The organism is Streptomyces sp. NBC_01341 (assembly GCF_035946055.1).
Lineage (GTDB): Bacteria > Actinomycetota > Actinomycetes > Streptomycetales > Streptomycetaceae > Streptomyces.
In genome coordinates, this window is record NZ_CP108364.1 from 1,055,975 (window position 1) to 1,075,740 (window position 19,766).

The window sequence follows — 19,766 nt, forward strand, 5'->3', positions numbered from 1 at the left end:
CGGGGAGAAGGCGACCATGACGGGGCGTCAGCGGCGAGTCCCGGGGTGGCGGCCGATACCGCTCCCGCACCCTCGAAGACCTGACGGGCAGCCGCTAGTCTCGTCAACTCACCTTTTTCGTACAGCGGATGACAGGAGTGCCATGTCCACGGATGACGGCGCGGTCCTCGGCATCTCCCCCCGCGCTCACACGCTCGTACCGGGGCCGAAGGGGGTGCCTCTCCTGGGAAGTCTGCCGCAGTTCGGCAAGAACCCCCTCGCCTTCTTCGAGCGCCTGCGCGGCTACGGGGACATGGTGAGCTGGCGCTTCGGCCGCCACGGCTGCGTCTTCGTCGCCGACCCCGAGTGCATCGGCGAGCTGCTCAGGGAGACGGAACGCACCTTCGACCAGCCGCTGCTCGGCATCGCGTTCCGTACGGTGATGGGCAACGGCGTCGTGGTCGCGCGAGGAGCGGACTGGCGGCGCAAGCGGTCGCTCGTCCAGCCCTCGGTGCGGCCCAGGCAGGTGAGGTCGTACGCCTCCACGATGACCGCGTGCGCGGTGGAACTGGCGGGCGCGTGGTCCGGAGGCCAGCGGATCGACATCAAGCGGGAGATGGCGGCCCTGACGCAGAGGATTGCCGTCCGGACCATCTTCGGGGTGGACACTCCGGCCGACGCGGAGTCGATGGGACGGGCGATGGACATCGCCCAGCAGGAGATCGGCAAGGAGTTCAGCGGTCTCGGCGCGGTGCTGCCCGACTGGGTGCCCACACGCGGGCGCGCGAGGATCAGGAGGGCCGCCGCCGTGATCGACGCGGAGGTAGGGCGCGTGGTCGCCAGGCACCGCGAGGGGGACGGCGAGCGCCCCGACCTGCTGAGCCGGCTGCTCACGGCCGTGGACGAGACCGGGGCGCACCTCAGCGACGAGGAGATACGCGACGAGACGGTCACGCTTTACATCGGCGGACACGAGACGACCAGTTCGACCCTGGTGTGGGTGTGGTACCTGCTGTCCCGCAACCCGCACGCGCGGGCCGCGCTCGCCGAGGAGCTGGACCGGGTGCTCGGAGACCGCGACCCCGGCATCGACGACTACGCGCGACTGACGTACGCCCAGGCGGTGGTGAAGGAGACGCTGCGTCTGTATCCGACGATCTGGCTCATCACGGGCGTGGCCAAGGAGGGGGCCACGCTCGGCGGTGTGCCGATGCCGGCCGGCACGCGCGTGTGGAGCAGCCAGTGGGCCACCCACCGGGACGAGCGGTGGTTCCCCGAGCCGCAGGCCTTCCGCCCAGAGCGCTGGGACGCGGAGGGCGGTGAGGAGATCCCGGAGTACGCCTGGTACCCGTTCGGCGGCGGCCCGCGCGTCTGCCTGGGAACGCGCTTCGCCATGGTGGAGGCGGTCCTGGTCCTCGCCGTACTCGCGCGGCGCTTCGAGCTGGGGGTGGATCCCGGCGATGTCGGCCCCGTGCCGACACTGACACTGCAGCCGGACCGGGACGTCATGGCGACCGTACGGGCGCGTTGACCGCACTGCCGGGTGAAGCCCGTGGTGAACGTTTGACCTCAAGTCCGCTTCAGGTCCTAGCGTTCGGTGCGTACCGACCGACTACGGAGGCACCCGCATGGACATGGAAGTCACCGCGTGGCACTCACTGCACAGCGCGATGAACGCGCAGGCGGACCGCAGGCCCTTCTCCCGCGCCACCCTGCGCCGCATCGGTGAGTTCGCCCGGCCGCACCGGGGCCGGATCGGCCGTTTCCTCCTGCTCAGCGTGGTCACCGCGCTCCTCGCGGTGGCCACACCGGTGCTGGCGGGCGGTGTCGTCGACGCGATCGTGCGGGGCGAGGAGTCGGGTACGGTCACGCGGCTCGCCCTTCTCATCGCACTGATCGCCGTGGCGGAGGCGGGACTCGGGCTCCTCACCCGGTGGCTGTCGGCGACCCTCGGTGAAGGGCTCATCCTCGATCTGCGCACCGCCGTCTTCGACCACGTGCAGCGGATGCCGGTCGCCTTCTTCACCCGTACCCGGACCGGCGCGCTGGTCAGCCGGCTCAACAACGACGTCATCGGGGCGCAGCGGGCGTTCAGCAACACCCTGTCGGGTGTCGTCTCCAACCTCGTCACCCTGCTGCTGACCCTGGCCGTCATGCTGACCATCTCCTGGCAGATCACGCTGCTCGCCCTGGTGCTGCTGCCCGTGTTCGTCGTCCCCGCCCGCCGGATGGGTTCGCGGATGGCGGCTCTCCAGCGGGAGGCCGCCGGCCACAACGCCACCATGGGCACCCGGATGACCGAGCGCTTCTCGGCACCGGGCGCGACCCTCATCAAGCTGTTCGGCCGTCCCGCCGACGAGTCCGCGGAATTCGCGGCCAGGGCGGGCCGGGTACGCGACATCGGCATTCGCACGGCGATGCTGCAGTCCACCTTCATCACGGCACTCACGCTGGTGTCCGCACTGGCCCTCGCGCTTGTCTACGGGCTCGGCGGGTACTACGCGCTGCGCGGCACCCTGGAGCCCGGGGCCGTCGTCGCCCTGGCCCTGCTCCTCACCCGCCTCTACGCACCGTTGACCTCGCTGGCCGGAGCACGCGTCGAGGTCATGAGCGCACTGGTCAGTTTCGAGCGGGTCTTCGAGATCCTCGACCTCCGGCCGCTGATCGCCGAGAAGCCCGATGCCCGCCGGGTGCCGGACGGACCGGTGTCCGTGGAGTTCGACGGGGTGTCGTTCGGCTACCCGTCCGCGGACAAGGTCTCCCTCGCCTCACTGGAAGAGGTCGCCACGCTCGACTCCGGGGACGGGGTCAGAGTGCTGCACGACATCACCTTCACAGCGGAACCGGGGCAGATGGTCGCCCTCGTCGGTTCGTCCGGGGCCGGCAAATCCACGATCGCGCAACTGCTCCCCCGGCTGTACGACGCCGATGCCGGTGCCGTCCGGCTGAACGGCGTGGACGTCACCGACCTCACGGCCGACTCGATCCGGGAGACGCTCGGCATGGTGACCCAGGACGGCCACCTCTTCCACGAGTCGGTGCGGGCCAATCTCCTCCTCGCCCGCCCGGAGGCGGCCGAGGAGGAGATCTGGGACGCGCTGCGCCGGTCCCGCCTGGACGGACTGGTGGCCTCGCTGCCCGAGGGCCTGGACACGGTGGTCGGAGAACGCGGCTACCGGCTGTCCGGTGGTGAACGCCAGCGCCTCACCATCGCGCGTCTGCTGCTGGCCCGTCAGCGGGTGGTGATCCTCGACGAGGCGACCGCGCACCTGGACTCCACCTCGGAAGCCGCCGTGCAGGAGGCGCTGGCCGAGGCACTGGAAGGGCGTACGGCGGTGGTCATCGCCCACCGTCTGTCGACGGTGCGGTCGGCCGATCTGATCCTCGTCGTCGAGGACGGCCGCATCGTCGAACGCGGCACGCACGACGCACTGCTGGCCGCCGGGGGACGGTACGAGGAGCTGCACCGTACCCAGTTCGAGCGTCCGGAGCCGGAGGAGGTGCGACCGGCCGTCTGACCTCGGGGTCCTCCCCGTCCGTGCGCGTGCGCACGGACGGCGCCGCCGGGCGCGCGTCACGGGCCTGTCGGCGTTGCGCCCGCTCGCCGCGCGCTCGTAACGTGACCGGAGGCCGCCGGGTGGGCCGACCGGGCCGGGCCCGTGCGGCCGGCCCGGCCCGAACAGCACTCCACGCCGAAACCGGGTACGCATGAGCCAGTCACAGTCCACCGCCGACGCATGGCACCGGCCGATGGTCGCCCGCCTCTCCAGCGAGGAGCACCGCACCGCGACCGCCCTCGAGCTGTTCTTCGACCTCTGCTTCGTCACCGCCGTCGCCCAGGCCTCGGGAGCCTTCGAGCACGAACTCGCCGAGGGGCGCATCGGTCACGGGGTCCTCGGCTACGCGACGGTGTTCTTCGCGATCTGGTGGGCCTGGATGAACTTCACCTGGTTCGCGTCCGCCTACGACACCGACGACGTGCCGTACCGCCTGCTCACCCTGGTCCAGATCGCGGGCGCACTCGTCCTTGCCGCGGGTGTGTCGCAGGCCGTGGAACACGAGGACTTCACCGTCATCACCTGGGGCTATGTCGTCATGCGGCTGGCCATGGTCACCCAGTGGCTGCGAGCGGCCCACTCCGACCCCGAACGCCGGCGCAGCTGCATGCGCTACGCGGCCGGCATCCTGATCGTGCAGATCGGCTGGGTCGCACGCCTGGCGGCACCCGACGACTGGGGACTCCCCCTCTTCGGCGTCCTGGTCGTGGCCGAACTCGCCGTCCCCGTCTGGGCGGAGAGCACCGCCAACACCACCTGGCACCCCCACCACATCGCGGAACGGTACGGCCTCTTCACGCTGATCGTCCTCGGCGAGACCATCACCGCGGCGACCGTCGCCGTCCGTACCGCCCTGGACGACGAGGCGGCGATCGGCGACATCGCGACGCTGGTCGTCGGCGGCGTACTGACGGTCTTCGCCCTGTGGTGGCTCTACTTCGCCCAGAACGCCCCTAGCAGGCTCACCGGGCTCAGGTCCGCGCTCCTCTGGGGCTACGGCCACTACTTCGTCTTCGCCTCGGCCGCGGCCGTCGGCGCGGGGCTGGCCCTGAACGTCGCGCACACCACCGGTCACGGCCACCTCTCGGACCGTGCCGCCGCGGCGGCGTTCACCGTCCCGGTGGCCGTGTTCGTCACGCTGGTGTGGCTGCTGCATCACCGGGCGTCGGAGATCCGCACCCGCACCGACCTCGTCCACCCGGTCGCGGTCCTCGCCGTGCTCGCGTCGACCTTCACCCCGGTGCCCGTGCTGGTGACCGGCATCCTCGCCGCGGCGCTCGTCGCGGCGACCCTTGTCGTCGCGGCGCGCGGCCGGTCCTCCGTCAGGCCGGGTCGGACATGATCTCCCGGACCTCCTGCGCGCACCGGCACGCGGCAGCGATCCTGGCGGCCCATTCCAGCGCGTCCTCACGTGTGGACACTTCGACGATCGAGAACCCGCCGAGCACTGCCTTGGTCTCCGGGAACGGGCCGTCGGCGACGGCCCCGTCGGTGGCCACGACGCTCGCCCTCTGCCTTTCCAGTCCGCCGCCGAAGACCCACACACCGGCGTCCCGGGCCTCCCGCACCACCGCGTGCGAGGCCTCGGCCACCGCAGCCAACTCCCCCTCGGGGAAGGTCATCGCGCCATCGTCGAACGAGATCAGGTACCGCGCCATCCTTGGCTCCCTCGGCCGTCTGTCTACCTGAGCGCCACTCACCCTACGACGACCCCCTCCCTCCGGGGCCCGACGCTCCCCCGACCTCCGGAACACCGGTCCCGCAAGAGGGTTGCCCCCGGCTCACGGCCGGCCGCCGCGGGCGGTGCCTAGGCGGCCGGCCGTGAGCCGGGGATCCAGGGCTCAGCTCACCGGCCGAGCCACTTCTTCCAGGTGCCGGGGTGCTCCTGGATCCAGCGGCCGGCCGCCTCGTCGGGTGACAGGCGCTCGGAGGCGATCAGTTCCGAGACCTCGTTCTGGTCCTTCTCGGACCACTCGAACTTCTTCAGGAAGGCGGCCGCGTCTCCGCCGCGCTTGCTGAAGCCCGCGTTCAGGTACTTCTGCAGCGGGGTCTTCGGGTAGGCGCAGTCGATGTCCGCCGGGGCCTTCGCCGCACACGCGTCGGAGTACTCCGGCAGCTTCACCTCGACCATCGGCACCTCGTTGAACAGCCACTGCGGCTGGTACCAGTAGCTGAGGAAGGGCTTCTTCTCCTTGGCGAACTGCTGCATCTGGGTGATCTGCGCGGCCTCGGAACCGGCGAAGACGACCTTGTAGTCGAGGCCGAGGTTCTTCACCAGCGCCTTGTCGTTCGTGACGTAGGACGGCGAACCGTCCATCAGCTGGCCCTTGTCGCCGCTCTCCGGGGTGCGCAGCTCGTCGGCGTACTTGTCGAGGTTCTTCCAGTCCGTGACGTCCGGGTGCTCGTCCGCCCAGTACTTGGGCACGTACCAGCCGATGTGGCCGGTGACGCCGAGGTCGCCACCGGGCACGATGGTCTTCTTGTCCTTGACGTACAGCTTCTCCTGGTCCGGGTGGCCCCAGTCCTCCAGGATGGCGTCCACGCGGCCCTGGCTGAGCGCGTCCCAGGCGGGTACCTCGTCGGTCTGCACTAGGTCGACGCGGTAGCCCAGCTCGTCCTGGAGGATCTTCTGCGCGACGGCCACGTTGGCCTGCGCACCGACCCAGGACTGGACGGACAGGGTGACGGTCTTGATGTCGGCGGGCGCCGCGAACGGGCTCGCCTGCTTGGTCATGTCCGCGGCGCCGCAACCGGTGACGGCGAGCAGGGCCGCCGCGGAGGCGACGACCGCGGACGTACGGAGACGGGCGCGGGTACGGGTACGGGTTCGGGTGCGAGCCATGTCAGCTCTCCTTCCGCTGGCGGCGGGCGGTGGGCTGGGTGACACGGTCCAGCATCAGTCCGAGGCAGACGATGGCGGCGCCCGCGACGAGACCGGTGGCCAGGTCGCCCTGCGCCAGGCCGAACACGACGTCGTAGCCCAGCGCGCCGGAGCCGACGAGTCCGCCGATGATGACGACGGCGAGGACCAGCACGACTCCCTGGTTCACGGCCAGCAGCAACGCGGGCCTGGCCAGCGGGATCTGCACCTGCCGAAGCTGCTGGCCGCTGGTGGCGCCGAGCGAGCGCGCGCACTCCATCGCGGCGGGGTCGACGCCCCGCAGGCCCTGGGTGGTGATGCGGACGACGGCGGGCAGTGCGTAGACCACCGCGGCCGCCGCGGCAGGGGCGCGGCCGACCCCGAAGAGGGCGACGACCGGGATGAGGTAGACGAACTGCGGCATCGTCTGGAAGACGTCCAGGACGGGTCGCAGCAGCCGCTCGAAGCGCCTGCTGCGTGCGGCGCCGACGGCGATGGCGAAGCCGAGGACCAGGGTGACCGCGACAGCGGCGATGACCTGGCTGAGCGTGTCCATCGACAGGTCCCACACGCCGAGGACCCCGATGGCCGCCATGGCCAGTACGGCGGTGAGCGCCGTACGCCAGGTGCCTATCGTCCACGCGAGGGCGGCGACGATCAGGAGCACGGACCACCAGGGCAGCCCCTGCAGCCCGCTGCGCAGCGGGTTGAGGATCCAGCTGGTGAAGTGCGCGGCCCAGTCGGCGGTTCCGCCGATGACGGGGACGCCTGTGTAGAGATGGTCGACCATCCAGTCCTTGGCCGTGTTGACGGGCCCCGCGACGGCGACGACGCCGCCGTCGGGCCAGAGACGGCCCCCGGTGAAGCGGCCCGCCACGGCCACGACTGCGGCGGCCAGGGCGGCGATCCCCCAGCCGCGCGCTCCTCGCAGGGCGGCGGGGCCGGTGGGCTCCGTACCGATCCTCCGGCCGGCCGCCTCGGTCGTGCGGTCCAGAACGACGGCCAGCAGCACAATGGGTATGCCGGCGGCGAGCGCCGCGCCGACGTCGACGGAGGACAGCGCCTGGTAGACGCGGTCACCGAGACCACCGGCACCGATGACGGAGGCGATGACGGCCATGGAGAGCGCCATCATGATGGTCTGGTTGAGCCCGAGGAGCAGTTCCTTGCGGGCCAGTGGCAGCCGGGCGGTCAGCAGACGCTGCCGGCCGGTCGCGCCGAGCGAGGCGACGGCCTCCATGACTCCCGCGTCGGCGCCGCGCAGTCCGAGCGCGGTGAGCCGGGCCATCGGCGGGGCGGCGTAGACGACGGTCGCGAGGACCGCGCCGGGCACGCCGATGCCGAAGACCAGCACGACGGGCAGCAGATAGGCGAAGGCCGGCAGCACCTGCATGGTGTCCAGCACGGGGCGAAGGACGCGGAACGTACGGTCCGAGAGCCCGCCCGCGAGCCCGAGGACCAGACCCAGCACCACGGAGGCCAGCACCGCGACGATCATCAGGGCCAGGGTCTGCATGGTCGGCACCCACATGCCGAGCACTCCGCAGACGAGGAAGGACAGACCGGCGGTCAGCGCCAGGCGCCATCCGGCCGCCCGCCACGCGACGAGCGCGGCGACGGCGGTGACGCCCGCCCAGCCGAGGGCGAGCAGCGTGAGGTAGACGGCGCGCACCGACAGGACGACGGCGTTGCTGATGTGCCCGAAGAAGTAGAGGAACAGCGGGTGGCTGTCCCGGTTGCCGATGATCCAGTCGTTGACCTCGCCGAGGGGGCCGGTCAGGTCCACGGTGAGGGCGCCGGGCCAGGCACCGCCGCCCCAGCGGGCGTGCACGACGGGGACCGCGACTGCGGCGACCGCCATCAGCAGGAGGATCTTCCCGAGGGCCGGCCGGCCACGCAGGGCGGCGAGCGGGCCGCTGCCCGGAGGGCCGGCGGCGGTGCGTGTGGTCGCTTGTGCGGTGGCCATCAGACGGTCACCCCACGGGCTCCCGTGCCCGCGACCACATCGAGCAGGCAGGCGTGGTCGACGACCCCGAGCAGCCTGCCGTCCTCCATCACCCGGGCGACGGAACCGCCCGAGCGGGAGACGGCCTCGATGGCCTCGGAGACGGTGGCCCCGGGCCGTACGGCCGGACCGCCGTCCGCGTCCCCGGCGGCCGGCGGGCGCATGGCGGTGGCGACGGTGAGGACCTGCTCGCGCGGTACGTCGCGGACGAACTCGCGTACGTAGTCGTCGGCGGGCGAGCCGACGATCTCCTCGGGGGTCCCGACCTGCACGATGCCGCCGTCACGCATCAGCGCGATGCGGGTGCCCAGCCGGAGCGCCTCGCTGAGGTCGTGGGTGATGAAGACCATCGTGCGGCCCTCCTCGCGGTGCAGCCGGACGACCTCGTCCTGCATCTCGCGGCGGATGAGCGGGTCGAGGGCGCTGAAGGGCTCGTCGAAGAGCAGTACGGACGGGTCGACGGCGAGGGCTCGGGCGAGCCCGACGCGCTGCTGCTGGCCGCCGGAGAGCTGGGCCGGGCGGCGGTCCTCGAGCCCGGCGAGGCCGACCTTCTCCACCAGTCCGGCGGCCTTGGCGCGCCGCTCGGACTTGCCGAGGCCCTGGATCTCCAGGCCGTAGGCGACGTTGTCGAGGACGGTGCGGTGCGGCAGCAGACCGAAGTGCTGGAAGACCATCGCGGCACGGTGGCGGCGCAGTTCGCGCAGCCGGGTGGTGTCCATCGCGAGGACGTCCTCGCCGTCGATGGCGAGGGTGCCGCTGGTGGGTTCGATGAGCCGGGTCAGACAGCGCACGAGCGTGGACTTGCCGGATCCCGACAGGCCCATGACGACGAAGACCTCGCCCTTCTCCACGTCGAAGGAGACATCACGCACTGCGGCGGTGCAGCCGGTGCGCTCGCGCAGTTCGGCGGGCGGCAGGGCGGCGTACTCGCTGCCGGGGATGCGGTCGGCCTTGGGGCCGAAGACCTTCCAGAGGTCCTTGACGCTGAACACGGGGGTACGGGCTTCGGTCATCGGACATCGCCTCCGGTGGTCGGGGTCGCTCGGAGCAGTTCGGCGCACTTCTCGCCCACCATCAGCACGCCGATCATGGGGTTCACCGCGGGCATGGTCGGGAAGACGGACGCGTCGGCGATCCGGATGCCCTCCAGGCCCTGGATCCGCAGCTGCGGGTCGACGACGGCGGTGGGGTCGCCCGCGGCTCCCATGCGGCAGGTGCCCGCCGGGTGGTAGACGGTGTGCGCGACCTTGCGGGCGTACTCGCTGATGTCCTCGTCGGACGTGACCTCGGGCCCCGGGCACACCTCGCGCTTGAGCCAGTGGGCGAGCGGCTCGGTCCTCGCTATCTCGCGGGCGAGCTTGATCCCGTCGACCAGCGTGCGGCCGTCGTAGTCGTCCTCGTCGGTGAAGTAGCGGAAGTCCAGGGCGGGCTTCACCTCGGGGTCGGCGCTCGTGAGGTACAGGCGGCCGCGGCTGCGCGGCTTGGGGATGTTCGGGGTCATCGACACACCGTGCGCGGGCTTCTCGTAGCCGAGGCGCTCCGGGTTGTCGGTGAAGGGGATCTGGTAGAAGTGGAACATCAGGTCGGGGCCCCGGGATCCGGGGTCGCGCCGGACGAAGAGGCCGGCGTCGGAGTCCATCGCGGAGTTCTCCGGAATGGGGCCGTCCGTCTCCCACACGATGACCGACTCGGGGTGGTCGAGCAGGTTCTCGCCGACGCCGGGCGCGTCGTGGACGACGGGAATGCCGAGCCCCGCCAGGTCCTTCGCCGGACCGACACCGGAGTGCATGAGCAGCCGGGGCGTGTCGACCGCACCCGCGCAGACGATGACCTCGCGCGTGGCGCGCAGCAGCTGCTCCTCGCCGTCCTTGGTGCGTACGTGCACACCGGTGGCACGGTTGCCGTCGAACTCCAGCCGGTACGCCCATGTCTCCAGCAGGATCGAGAGGTTGGGGCGGTCGCCGGCCTCGATGTGCGGGTGGAGGTAGGCGACGGACGCCGAGGAGCGCTTGTTGTTCTCCGGGTGGTACGCCAGGTCGAAGAAGCCCGCACCCTCGTGGAACGGCTTGCGGTTGAATCCCTCCACCCTCGGGACGCCGGCCGCCGCCTGGGCCGCGTCGACGAAGTCGCGGGCGATGGCGTTCCGGTCCTTCTCGTCCACGGGCACGATGTTGTTGCGCAGCCGGGCGAAGTAGGGGTCCATGGACGCCGCGTCCCAGCCCTCGGCGCCGGACTCGGCCCACTCGTCCCAGTCGCCGGGCAGCGGCTTGAAGCTGATCAGCGTGTTGTGCGAGGAGCAGCCTCCCAGCACCCGGGCCCTGCTGTGCCGGATGTGGGAGTTGCCGCGTGGCTGCTCCGTTGTGGGGTAGTCGTAGTCGAGGTCTCCCCCGAGCAGGCCGAGCCAGCGGCGGAGCGTGAGGACGTCCTCGCGGTCGATGTCCGTCGGCCCGCCCTCGATCACGGTGACGGTGACGTCGGGGTCCTCGGTCAGCCGGGAGGCGATGACCGATCCTGCGGTGCCTCCTCCGACGATCACGAAGTCGACGGGTCCGGGGCGTGCGGTGCTGGGGGACGGGGGCATCGGTTGCTCCTTCTGCAAGGTGCTGACGTGTGCGTGCTGCTGCGAACAGCCGGGCGGGTGGGGGGAGATGCGTTCAGCCCGGAACGCCGGGCGGGTGGGGGAAGACGCGTGGGACGGCCGAGTCGTGTACAGCCGGGCGGGGGCGTTGCGTTCAGCCGGCGAACCAGCGCTGGGGGCGCGGGTTGAGGTTCTGGTAGATGTGCTTGGCCTCGCGGTACTCCGCGAGGCCGGCGGGGCCGAGCTCACGGCCCGTGCCGGACTTGCCGAAGCCTCCCCACTCGGCCTGCGGGAGGTAGGGGTGGTAGTCGTTGATCCAGACGGTGCCGTGCCGCAGCCGGCCGGCGACGCGCCGGGCGCGGCCGGCGTCGGTGGTCCACACCGCGCCGGCCAGTCCGTAGTCGGTGTCGTTGGCCAGCGTGACGGCCTCTTCCTCGGTACGGAAGGTCTCGACGGTGAGGATCGGGCCGAACGTCTCCTCGCGGACCACCTTCATCTCCCGGTGGCAGCCGTCCAGGACCGTCGGGCGGTAGAAGTAGCCGCCGGCGGGCCGGACGTCCGAGGGTTCGGGGCGCGCGCCGCCGGAACGGACCACCGCACCTTCCTCACGGGCGGACGCCACGTAGGCCTCCACCTTGGCGAGCTGCTGCGAGGAGACCAGCGGGCCGCACTCGACGCCGTCCACGGTGCCCCGGCCGAGCCGGATCGCGTCGGCGCGACGGGCGAGCTCGGTCACGAAGCGCTCCCGGACCGATTCCTCGACGATGAGCCGGGCACCGGCGGAGCAGACCTGGCCGCTGTGGAAGAACGCGGCGTTGAGCGCCTGGTCGACCGCGGTGTCGAACCCGCTCTCGGTGGCGCACGCGTCGGCGAAGACGACGTTGGGGTTCTTGCCGCCCAGCTCCAGGGCGACCTTCTTGACCGTCGGCGCTGCGGCCTGGGCCACCTTCGTGCCGCTGGCGAGGCCGCCGGTGAAGGAGACCATGTCGACGTCCGGGTGCTCGGACAGCCTGGCTCCGACGGGGTCACCCGCGCCGGTGACGAGGTTGGCAGCCCCGGCCGGGAGTCCTGCCTCCGCGAGCAGCCGGATCAGGTGGACGGTGGAGAGGGGGGTCACCTCGCTGGGCTTGAGCACGAACGTGTTGCCGGCGGCGAGGGCGGGGGCGATCTTCCAGCTGGCCTGGAGCAGGGGGTAGTTCCAGGGGGCGATCAGGGCGCAGACGCCGACCGGCTCGTGCACGACGATGCTGTGCACGTCGGGGTCGCCGGCGTCGACGACCCTGCCGCCGCTCTCGTTCATGACGAGGTCGGCGAAGTAGCGGAAGGCATTGGTCACGTCGTCGACGTCGACGCGGCCCTCCTCCAGGGTCTTTCCGGTGTCACGGCTCTCGGTGATCGCGATCTCCTCCCGGTCCCGCTGGAGGAGGTCCGCGACACGGCGCAGGAGTCCGGCCCGCTCGGCCACGGGCCTGTGGGGCCAGGGGCCGTCGTCGAAGGCGCGGCGCGCGGCTGCCACCGCGGCGTCGGTGTCCTCGGCGCCGCCCTCGGAGACGAGGGTCAGGACGGTGGCGTCGGCGGGGTCCAGGATCTCGCGCGTGTCGCCCGAGGCCGCGGCGCGCCAGGTGCCGTCGATGTGGATGGTCTCCAGTGCCGCTGCCGGACTGGCCGACGAGAGGTGAGCCGACATAGAGCGATCTGCCTTCCGTGCCTGAGTTGCTCCGCACCGGTCCGGCCGAGCACTGTTCCGCGCCGGTGGACCGGGATGGGGGCACACCAGCAGCCCGGACACCTCTCCGGTCCGGCGGAATGTATGCCGAGAAATTCACCCTGGGTGATGCGACTCACTGCGGCGACCCGTCGGCGGGGGGACGTGAGCCGCGCAGGCCGGGGAAAATTACGGGAGGATACGGCCCGAAGCCGGCAGCCCTCCGAGAAATGACCGGGTTACGGACGGGGTGCGGCCGCCGCGTGCGTGCGTACGGGGGCTCCCTGCGCGCGTGGACACGTCGGCGCGGGTGCGTGCGTTACCGGATGGATACCCTCCGTGAAGGCCGGGCGGGCGGGCCGTCATCGTGGGGCCCGACCGTGGGCATGGCGGCCCCGGTGTCACGCTACGGCGGTCACCGCGTCGGCCTGTTCCGGCCCGGTACCGCGCACGTGCCCCGGGACCGGGCCCCGGACCGGCGACGGCTCGCCGGTGACGTGCCCGCCGGTGAGCCGCCCGGTCCAGCTGCCTCGGGGTACGCGCCACGGGGCCGGCCCTGCCGCGTCAGGCCGGGGCGACACATCCGGGACCCTTTGGCCCAAGGGCAGCGAACCCCGTGGCCTCGGCCCGACGGTTCCGGTCACAAGGTCGCGACGACCAGGGTGATGTCGTCACCAGAACTTCCGCTGACGCCGAGTCGATCCAGAGCGACATCGGCGAGGTGCTCTGCATCCAGCCCGGCGCAGGCGGCTAGGACGGCTCTCAAGCGAGCCAGACCGACATCGATGTCTTCGCCGCGACGCTCTATCAAGCCGTCAGTATAGAGAACGAGAGCGTCGCCACGCTTGTACATATGAGCGACTTGCGAGCGGGGGACGTTCTCGGCCCAGACACCCAGTGGCGGGTCGGCGGCGTGATCCAGCAGCTCCGAGCTGCCGTCGGCGTGCAACAAGATGGGCGGCGGATGTCCCGCGGTGCTGTACACCAACATATGCATGCCGATGTCGATCAGCACTTGTACGGCCGTGGCCGCCGACGCCCCCTCGACCGAGTGGGCATAATTCCCCAACACCTCCAGCGCTTGCGCGGGCCCGGAATTCGACCGGCTCGCGGCGCCCAATGCGCTACGCAGCATTCCCATGACGGCCGCAGCCGCAAGGTCGTGCCCGACCACATCACCCACCGCGACAGTGAAGCGGTTCCCGGGCAAGTCGACCACGTCGAACCAGTCCCCGCAGATATCCAGCGAAGCCACCGCCGGCAGATACCGCACAGCGACGTCCTGGTGCTGCGCGAGATCCGGCGATTGCAGCATGGCCTCCTGGAGGGCGACGGCTACCCGCCGCTCACGGGCATGAGCCTCCTGCAGTTCCTCGGTCAGCCGCCGCGACTCCTGCGCTCTGGCATACAGCTCGGCCCTCATATCCTGCACTCGCCCGCTTCTGCCCGAGCGGTCGTGGTCGGCATGGCGGGGCTGGACGAACTCTGTCATGTCCTCCACGCGGTGGATGATCAATACCACCTTGCCGTCCGGCCCGGGAACGGGGATATGGAATACGGACCACCACCGCTCTTCGAACCTGTCGGAAGCCTGGACGACGGGGATGTCGTATTTCTGCAACGTTATGACGTCCGATTGACCAGAGGTGAGGACTCGCTGTATCGATGCCGCGGTTCGCTTCTGAGCCCCCACGCCTTCCGGGTCGGCGGGGTTGCCCGGTAGCGCATCGAAAAAATACTGCCCGACCAGATCTTTCCACGGACGCCCTATCACCCGACAGTAGGCACGATTAGCGGCGACGATCACCAGGTCAGGACCCAGCACCAGGGACGGACTCGGATGGGCAGCGAAAAGTGCCTTGTAATCGATCTCCGGTGCCGTCATGCGAATCACTGCCAGTCCCCGCTCAGTCCCCGCTAGGTCTGTCTTCCCTTCCAATGTACGGAGCACCAGCGCCAGCGTCCCGGCGAGAATCCTGCCAACCAAGATCGACCAGGCTCGCACCACGCCGGCTGATCAACACCCATCCGAGAGACGCGGCACGCTGTGACCGGCCGGTCACCTCAACTCGAAACGATGCTCGAACAGGCTGACATTCCTGCAGCCGCCGATATGGCCGAACGGTCAATGGCTATGACAGCGGCGGCGCACAGTCCGACCACCATGCGTATCGCTGGTCGTGGCACCGGCGAAGAGGAGGGCTTCCCCCTCCCCCTCCGCGCCGCCTGGTGTCTGCGAGGCCTCACCCGGCCAGGTGAGGCCTCGCAGACACCTCTTGGTCGCCGCCGGGGCCCCGAAGGTTGCCGTGTCGTCGCGTCATGTTCGGCGAAAACGTACGTCCGCCTCTCCGACTTCGGTCACCGGGCCGGCGGCGCGCAGCACGACATCCAGGGCCCGCGCGGGATCCGCCGCGTAGACGTTGCTGAACCAGGCCATGTTGGCCTCGACTACCGCCCATCGCCCGGCTTTCGGGCCGTCGTCCCGCCACATCAGACCGACGTCGACCACCACACCGCTGGGCAGGGTGTCCGCACACACTCCGACCAGCTCGCGGACGAAGGCGCGCACCGCCTGCTCGTCCGCATGCCCGGCGAGCGGCGCGGCATCGAGCCGGCCGTACACGGCGTACTGCGACCCCGTAATTATCTCCCCGTCCAGCAGATGGAGGCGGAACTCCCTTACCCAGGTGACGACTTCACTGATCTGGACCAGCGGGTCCGCGTCGCCCTCCGGTCCCGTGGGCACGCTGAGGGCGCGCCCGTCCTCGTACACGCCGACGGGAAAACTCTTGTCGGTGGGCGGCTTCGCGAAGAACGGCCCCGGCATGCGCCGCGCCTCGGGAAGGGGCAAACGACTGACGCGCCGACCGGTGAAGGCGTACGGCAGGGCGTCCAGCCAGCCGCTCTCCGGCTCGAGGAGCGCGATCCCGAGTCTGCCGGCGGCCGAGTCCGCGAAGCGCGGACCGCCGTAGTAGTGCGCCCGGCTCCCGGAGGGCAGGGTCCCGCCGCCGGCCGGGACGACCACGACGTCCATCCCTCGACCGCGCGCAGCCTCCGCAAGCAGAGCGGCCGTGACGGAACGGTGCGGGGCGAGGGCGAGGAGGCGGGCCATGCCGCCGGAGCCTACGCCCACACGCCCACCCGTCGGCGGCCCAGGAGCCCCGGCCCCGATCCCACCGGCCCGCCGCCCCCACCCGCCACGCGTCACCCGTCACCCGTCACCCGTCACCCGTCACCCGTGCAGCAGTACCGGGAAGGCCTCCATGTCGTTCTGCGTCATCACCGGCAGCTTGCGGATCTCGTCGTCCTGGATCGCGAGTCTCAGTCCGGGAAATCGCTCGAACAGCGCGGGCAGCGCGATGGCGGCCTCCACCCGGGACAGGGCGGCCCCGGGGCAGATGTGGGGACCGTGCCCGAAGGTCATGTGCCGTATCGGCGTCGGCCGGGTGATGTCGAAGGTGCCTGCGTCGTCCCCGTGGTGGGCGGTGTCGCGTCCGATGGCGCGGTAGGAGATCACCACTCCCTCCCCCTTGGCTATCACCTGCTCGCCGACCTGTATGTCCTCGGTGGCGAAACGCATCAGCAGGTGGGTGGTGGGCGTGTCCCAGCGCAGCGTCTCCTCGATCACCGTCTCCCACGCGACCTCTCCGTCCAGCACCCTCCTCAGCTGGTCGGGGTGGGCGAGCAGGGCGCGTACGGCGTTGAGCACGAGCCCGATCGTCGTCTCGTGCCCGGCGGCGACCATCGCCTTGAGGTTCCCGACGACCTCCTCCTCGGTGAGCGGCTCCCCGCCCTCGTCGGCGAGGATCAGCGCGCTGGTGAGGTCGTCGGTGGGGTGCGCCGTCTTCTCCCGCACCAGTTCGGTGTAGAACACGTCGAGTTCGGCGAGCAGCGCCAGGCGTTCCTCGTGCGGGGTGAGCATCGAGAAGAAGGCCTTGTACTGCCGGGTGAGCATGGGGTGCAGCTCCTCGTCCACCCCCATCAGGAGACCGACCACACGCATCGGCAACGGCTGGGCGAACACGGCCTTGAGATCGACGGCCCCGTGCGCGCCCTGTTCCGCGAGGGCGTCCAGCAGTTCGTCGGTGAACTTCTCGATGGCGGGCCGGATGGCCTCCAGCCGGCGCGGGGTGAGCGCCTGCGAGGTCTTCGCGCGCAGGCGGCGGTGCTCCTCCCCGTCCACGGTGAACATGGAACGTCCCGCGTCGATCATGCCGATCAGCGGCCAGGCGTGGGTGACCTCACCGCTCTGCCAGAGACCCCACGCGTCCAGATCCTTCACCAGGCGGGTGTCGACGAGGAGGCGCCTGGCTTCGGCGTGCCGGGTGACGGTCCAGGCCGGCACCCCGAGCAGCTCGATGCGGGCGAGCGGGGCGGCCTCGCGCAGCCGCTCGGTCTCGCCGTCGAGGTCCTGAACCATGGGGTCGATGACCACCGTCGCGTACGGGCATGTCACAGCGGGGCTCCTGTCGAGTGTGCGGCGGGGGTGAAACGGACGGGGAGCGCGTTCGTCCCGCGCAGGAAGGCGGACGGCCTGCGGACGAGATCCTGGGCGGATACGGCGAGTTCGAGATCTGGAAGCCGGTCGAGGAGCACCTCGATTCCGGTACGGGCGATGGTCTCCGCGATCTCCTGCGCGGGGAACGGGCAGCGGTACTCGCCGTGGCTGAAGGCCAGGTGCGATCCGTTGCTCGCGTGGCCGCCGGCCTCGCCGGTGCCGAGATCCTGGCGTATCAGCGGGTCGGTGTTGGCGGCGCCCAGGCCGAGCAGGAGCATGTCACCCTCGCGAATGGCCCGTCCGCCGAGCCGGGTGTCGCGGACCGCCCAGCGCCCGGCGAGGATCTGGGTGGGGCTCTCCTCCCACAGGACCTCGTTCATCGCGTCGCCGATACTGCGCCGCCCGCCGGCGAGGGACTGGGCGAACTGGTCCTCGGTGAGCATCAGCCGCAGGGAGTTGCTGATCCAGTCGGCGGTGGTGAGGTGCCCGGCCGCGGTGACGGCCATCAGGTCGAGCGCGTACTCCTCGTCGGTGAAGGGCTCCGGGTCGGCGAGCATCCGGGAGGTGACGTCGTCACCGGGCGCGACCCGCTTGACCGCCACCAGCCGCCGCATGTGGTCGCCGAAGCGACCGTACGCCTCCTGGGCCCCCGGGCCCCCGTCGGCCAGGTCCTTCAGGACGCGGGCGATGTCCGCCCCCTCCGCGTCGGGGAAGCCGACGAGGCGGGAGAGCACCAGCACGGGAAGTGGCTCGGCGAACTCGGCGACGAGATCGGCCGCGCCACGGGCGCAGACGGCGTCCACGAGCCGGTCGGCCAGTTGCTCGCAGTGACTGCGGATCTCGAACGGATCGGCGGCTTCGAGCGCGGGCACCACCATCGCGGAGTGCCGCCGGTGCTCGGCTCCCGCGGTGAAGTAGATGGACGGCATGGGCCGGCCGACCATGGGAAGCAGAGGCCAGTCCTCGGGAACGTGCTCCCACTGGTTCCACAGGCCGACGTCCCTCGGGAAGAGTTCCCCGTCGCTGGTCACCTGATGGAGCTCGCGGTATCCGACGACCAGCCAGGCCGGGAGACCACCAGGGAGTTCGACGGGCACGACGGGGCCGTGCGAATGGCGCACACTCCGGTACAGAGCCTGCGGTTCGACGTCGAACCCGGGTCCGCCGAGGGGAACGGGAGCGGTCGCGGCATGCGCGGGGCAGCCTCCGGCGGACGCGGGAACGCCGGATAAGTGCGGGTTCGTCATCGTACGGACTCCTCGAAGACGGCTTCGCGCGTTGGGGCCATACGATCAACGCGGCTCCACTATAGGGAGGTTGCGTGAGGCTTTGGGCACGGATCGTGACGCCGGTCCGGGCGGAGAGCCTTCACGGCGGCCGGGCTCGTAGGCCCGCGCCTCCGCAGCGCCGACGGGGCTGGGGGGCTACATGGTGCGCGTCGCCAGAACCCTCACCGGAGTGGGGCAAGGTCCCGGTGGGCACCGCACGCTCCCGCTCGTCCCGTGCCTGTGCGCGCCTGCGCCGGCTCGCCGACCAGAAACTGGCGGCGAAGCGACCGGAACTACGGACCGGCGGGGGAGAGGCGCAGAGTGAGGCCGGGGTCGCGGCATCTGGACCAGGCGCGACAACTCCCGGCCCGAGCCGAGGGCTTTCCCGAGGCACCTCTCTACGCGTCATTGACAGTCCGTCGCCGACCACTCCGGTGCCATGCAGACCGGGGTGCCGACCACCTGGTTGGGCGCGGTGAGTGACACGTTCGACTCGGCGAAGACGGCAAGGCCGAAGTCGATGACCTTGGGGCCGTGGATCTCCGACGTCTCCCGGCTGGTGCAGCACATCGCCCCTCTGTGCAGGCTTCTGCGTTCGCAACCGACGCCATGAGACCGAGCATTCGGTCACGGAGGTATGGGGCAGGTCTTCCTCGGTGAATCGCAGGGCGGCGAGCCTGCTGCCGTGAAGGTCATCAAGCCGACGGTGGTGGACTCCGAGTCGCGGCAGCGGTTCGCGCAGGAGATCGAGATCCTCAAGACCGTATGGGGCCCGCGCATCGCGGCCTTCCTGGGCGCGGACCCCGAGGCGGAGCAGCCCTGGCCGGCGACCGAGCAGCAGGTGGTGGACAGCGATTTCGGTCCGCTGCCGTCGGCCTCCGCGCATGTCCTGGCCAACCGGATGGCTCTGGCGCTCATGGCCATCCATGAGGCCGGAATCGTCCACCGGGATCTCAAACCGTCCAACGTGCTGCTGACGCCGGACGGACCGAAAGTCATCGATTTCGGCATGGTCCGTGATCGTCGGCTGTCGCCGACACCCGCCCCTCGCGGGGCGTGTACACGAAAGGCGCCGTCGTGAAGCCCACCTCGGCCGCCGCACAGTTGCGCGGCAGTCTGACCCAGTACCTCACGACGACGTACGCCCTGGCCGACGAGGACACCAGGCTTGCGCTGGAGCGGTTCCTCGGAGACCCGGAGTCGGGGATCTTCCGGGGTCCCTACCTGCGGATCCGGACGCCGTTCCACACGGCTGACGACGGATGGCAGTCGGCGCTGGAGTGGGACCCCGGTTAACCGCCGTACCGCCACCAGGC

The 19,766-nt window shown here is 70.8% G+C and carries 15 protein-coding genes and 1 pseudogene; 5 read left to right on the forward strand and 11 right to left on the reverse strand.

The window, feature by feature from the left end; all coding sequences use genetic code 11:
* The first annotated feature begins 142 nt into the window (after positions 1-142).
* The 3 genes from OG206_RS04745 to OG206_RS04755 all read left to right on the forward strand — a co-directional run bounded on the left by OG206_RS04745 (position 143) and on the right by OG206_RS04755 (position 4,878).
* Complete coding sequence (locus OG206_RS04745) at positions 143-1,510, forward strand: cytochrome P450 (protein WP_327112517.1); 1,368 nt, start codon at positions 143-145, stop codon at positions 1,508-1,510.
* A 97-nt stretch (positions 1,511-1,607) separates the two neighbouring features.
* Positions 1,608-3,497: an ABC transporter ATP-binding protein gene (locus OG206_RS04750; protein ID WP_327112520.1), complete on the forward strand. Its 1,890-nt coding sequence runs from the start codon at positions 1,608-1,610 to the stop codon at positions 3,495-3,497.
* A gap of 190 nt (positions 3,498-3,687) precedes the next feature.
* A complete protein-coding gene (locus tag OG206_RS04755) occupies positions 3,688-4,878 on the forward strand; it encodes a low temperature requirement protein A (protein ID WP_327112522.1) in 1,191 nt (396 codons plus the stop codon).
* On the opposite strand, the gene OG206_RS04760 is transcribed toward OG206_RS04755, so the two are convergent.
* The 11 genes from OG206_RS04760 to OG206_RS04810 all read right to left on the reverse strand — a co-directional run bounded on the left by OG206_RS04760 (position 4,859) and on the right by OG206_RS04810 (position 19,020).
* Entirely contained in the window at positions 4,859-5,194 is a 336-nt protein-coding gene (locus OG206_RS04760; protein WP_327112524.1) for a YciI family protein, read from the reverse strand. The two genes, OG206_RS04755 and OG206_RS04760, sit on opposite strands and share 20 nt — an antisense overlap.
* Positions 5,195-5,382: 188 nt before the next feature.
* Positions 5,383-6,378, reverse strand: a complete 996-nt coding sequence (locus OG206_RS04765; protein ID WP_327112526.1) for an ABC transporter substrate-binding protein — start codon at positions 6,376-6,378, stop codon at positions 5,383-5,385.
* A 1-nt stretch (position 6,379) separates the two neighbouring features.
* Positions 6,380-8,362: an ABC transporter permease gene (locus OG206_RS04770; protein WP_327112529.1), complete on the reverse strand. Its 1,983-nt coding sequence runs from the start codon at positions 8,360-8,362 to the stop codon at positions 6,380-6,382.
* Positions 8,362-9,414, reverse strand: coding sequence for a quaternary amine ABC transporter ATP-binding protein (locus tag OG206_RS04775; RefSeq protein WP_327112531.1), 1,053 nt, complete (start codon positions 9,412-9,414; stop codon positions 8,362-8,364). The genes OG206_RS04770 and OG206_RS04775 overlap by 1 nt, the downstream gene beginning before the upstream one ends.
* Positions 9,411-10,982, reverse strand: a complete 1,572-nt coding sequence (locus OG206_RS04780) for a GMC family oxidoreductase (protein ID WP_327112533.1) — start codon at positions 10,980-10,982, stop codon at positions 9,411-9,413. The genes OG206_RS04775 and OG206_RS04780 overlap by 4 nt, the downstream gene beginning before the upstream one ends.
* 151 nt (positions 10,983-11,133) lie before the next feature.
* Positions 11,134-12,666, reverse strand: coding sequence for an aldehyde dehydrogenase family protein (locus OG206_RS04785; protein WP_327112535.1), 1,533 nt, complete (start codon positions 12,664-12,666; stop codon positions 11,134-11,136).
* A gap of 658 nt (positions 12,667-13,324) precedes the next feature.
* The gene (locus OG206_RS04790; protein ID WP_327112537.1) at positions 13,325-14,569 is read right to left on the reverse strand and encodes a SpoIIE family protein phosphatase; all 1,245 of its coding nucleotides are present in this window, start codon (positions 14,567-14,569) and stop codon (positions 13,325-13,327) included.
* A gap of 432 nt (positions 14,570-15,001) precedes the next feature.
* Positions 15,002-15,796, reverse strand: coding sequence for an ATP-grasp domain-containing protein (locus tag OG206_RS04795; protein ID WP_327112539.1), 795 nt, complete (start codon positions 15,794-15,796; stop codon positions 15,002-15,004).
* 120 nt (positions 15,797-15,916) lie between these two features.
* Positions 15,917-17,104, reverse strand: a complete 1,188-nt coding sequence (locus tag OG206_RS04800) for a cytochrome P450 family protein (protein WP_327122185.1) — start codon at positions 17,102-17,104, stop codon at positions 15,917-15,919.
* A 32-nt stretch (positions 17,105-17,136) separates the two neighbouring features.
* Positions 17,137-18,429 carry a cytochrome P450 gene (locus OG206_RS04805; protein ID WP_327112541.1) on the reverse strand — a complete coding sequence of 431 codons (1,293 nt, stop codon included), beginning with the start codon at positions 18,427-18,429 and terminating at the stop codon, positions 17,137-17,139.
* 426 nt (positions 18,430-18,855) lie between these two features.
* Complete coding sequence (locus OG206_RS04810; protein ID WP_327112542.1) at positions 18,856-19,020, reverse strand: hypothetical protein; 165 nt, start codon at positions 19,018-19,020, stop codon at positions 18,856-18,858.
* A 61-nt stretch (positions 19,021-19,081) separates the two neighbouring features.
* On the opposite strand from OG206_RS04810, the pseudogene OG206_RS04815 reads away from it, so the two are divergent.
* Positions 19,082-19,531, forward strand: a pseudogene (locus tag OG206_RS04815) (protein kinase domain-containing protein); the annotation flags it as partial.
* Positions 19,528-19,746: a hypothetical protein gene (locus tag OG206_RS04820; RefSeq protein WP_327112543.1), complete on the forward strand. Its 219-nt coding sequence runs from the start codon at positions 19,528-19,530 to the stop codon at positions 19,744-19,746. The pseudogene OG206_RS04815 and the gene OG206_RS04820, both read left to right, overlap by 4 nt.
* Positions 19,747-19,766: the final 20 nt, after the last annotated feature.

Bases quoted from the DNA above. Each gene is read 5' to 3' on its own strand.
- OG206_RS04745 (WP_327112517.1), top strand. From the start codon at position 143: ATGTCCACGGATGACGGCGCGGTCCTCGGCATCTCCCCCCGCGCTCAC.
- OG206_RS04750 (WP_327112520.1), top strand. From the start codon at position 1,608: ATGGACATGGAAGTCACCGCGTGGCACTCACTGCACAGCGCGATGAAC.
- OG206_RS04755 (WP_327112522.1), top strand. From the start codon at position 3,688: ATGAGCCAGTCACAGTCCACCGCCGACGCATGGCACCGGCCGATGGTC.
- OG206_RS04760 (WP_327112524.1), bottom strand. From the start codon at position 5,194: ATGGCGCGGTACCTGATCTCGTTCGACGATGGCGCGATGACCTTCCCC.
- OG206_RS04765 (WP_327112526.1), bottom strand. From the start codon at position 6,378: ATGGCTCGCACCCGAACCCGTACCCGTACCCGCGCCCGTCTCCGTACG.
- OG206_RS04770 (WP_327112529.1), bottom strand. From the start codon at position 8,362: ATGGCCACCGCACAAGCGACCACACGCACCGCCGCCGGCCCTCCGGGC.
- OG206_RS04775 (WP_327112531.1), bottom strand. From the start codon at position 9,414: ATGACCGAAGCCCGTACCCCCGTGTTCAGCGTCAAGGACCTCTGGAAG.
- OG206_RS04780 (WP_327112533.1), bottom strand. From the start codon at position 10,982: ATGCCCCCGTCCCCCAGCACCGCACGCCCCGGACCCGTCGACTTCGTG.
- OG206_RS04785 (WP_327112535.1), bottom strand. From the start codon at position 12,666: ATGTCGGCTCACCTCTCGTCGGCCAGTCCGGCAGCGGCACTGGAGACC.
- OG206_RS04790 (WP_327112537.1), bottom strand. From the start codon at position 14,569: ATGACGGCACCGGAGATCGATTACAAGGCACTTTTCGCTGCCCATCCG.
- OG206_RS04795 (WP_327112539.1), bottom strand. From the start codon at position 15,796: ATGGCCCGCCTCCTCGCCCTCGCCCCGCACCGTTCCGTCACGGCCGCT.
- OG206_RS04800 (WP_327122185.1), bottom strand. From the start codon at position 17,104: ATGGTTCAGGACCTCGACGGCGAGACCGAGCGGCTGCGCGAGGCCGCC.
- OG206_RS04805 (WP_327112541.1), bottom strand. From the start codon at position 18,429: ATGACGAACCCGCACTTATCCGGCGTTCCCGCGTCCGCCGGAGGCTGC.
- OG206_RS04810 (WP_327112542.1), bottom strand. From the start codon at position 19,020: ATGTGCTGCACCAGCCGGGAGACGTCGGAGATCCACGGCCCCAAGGTC.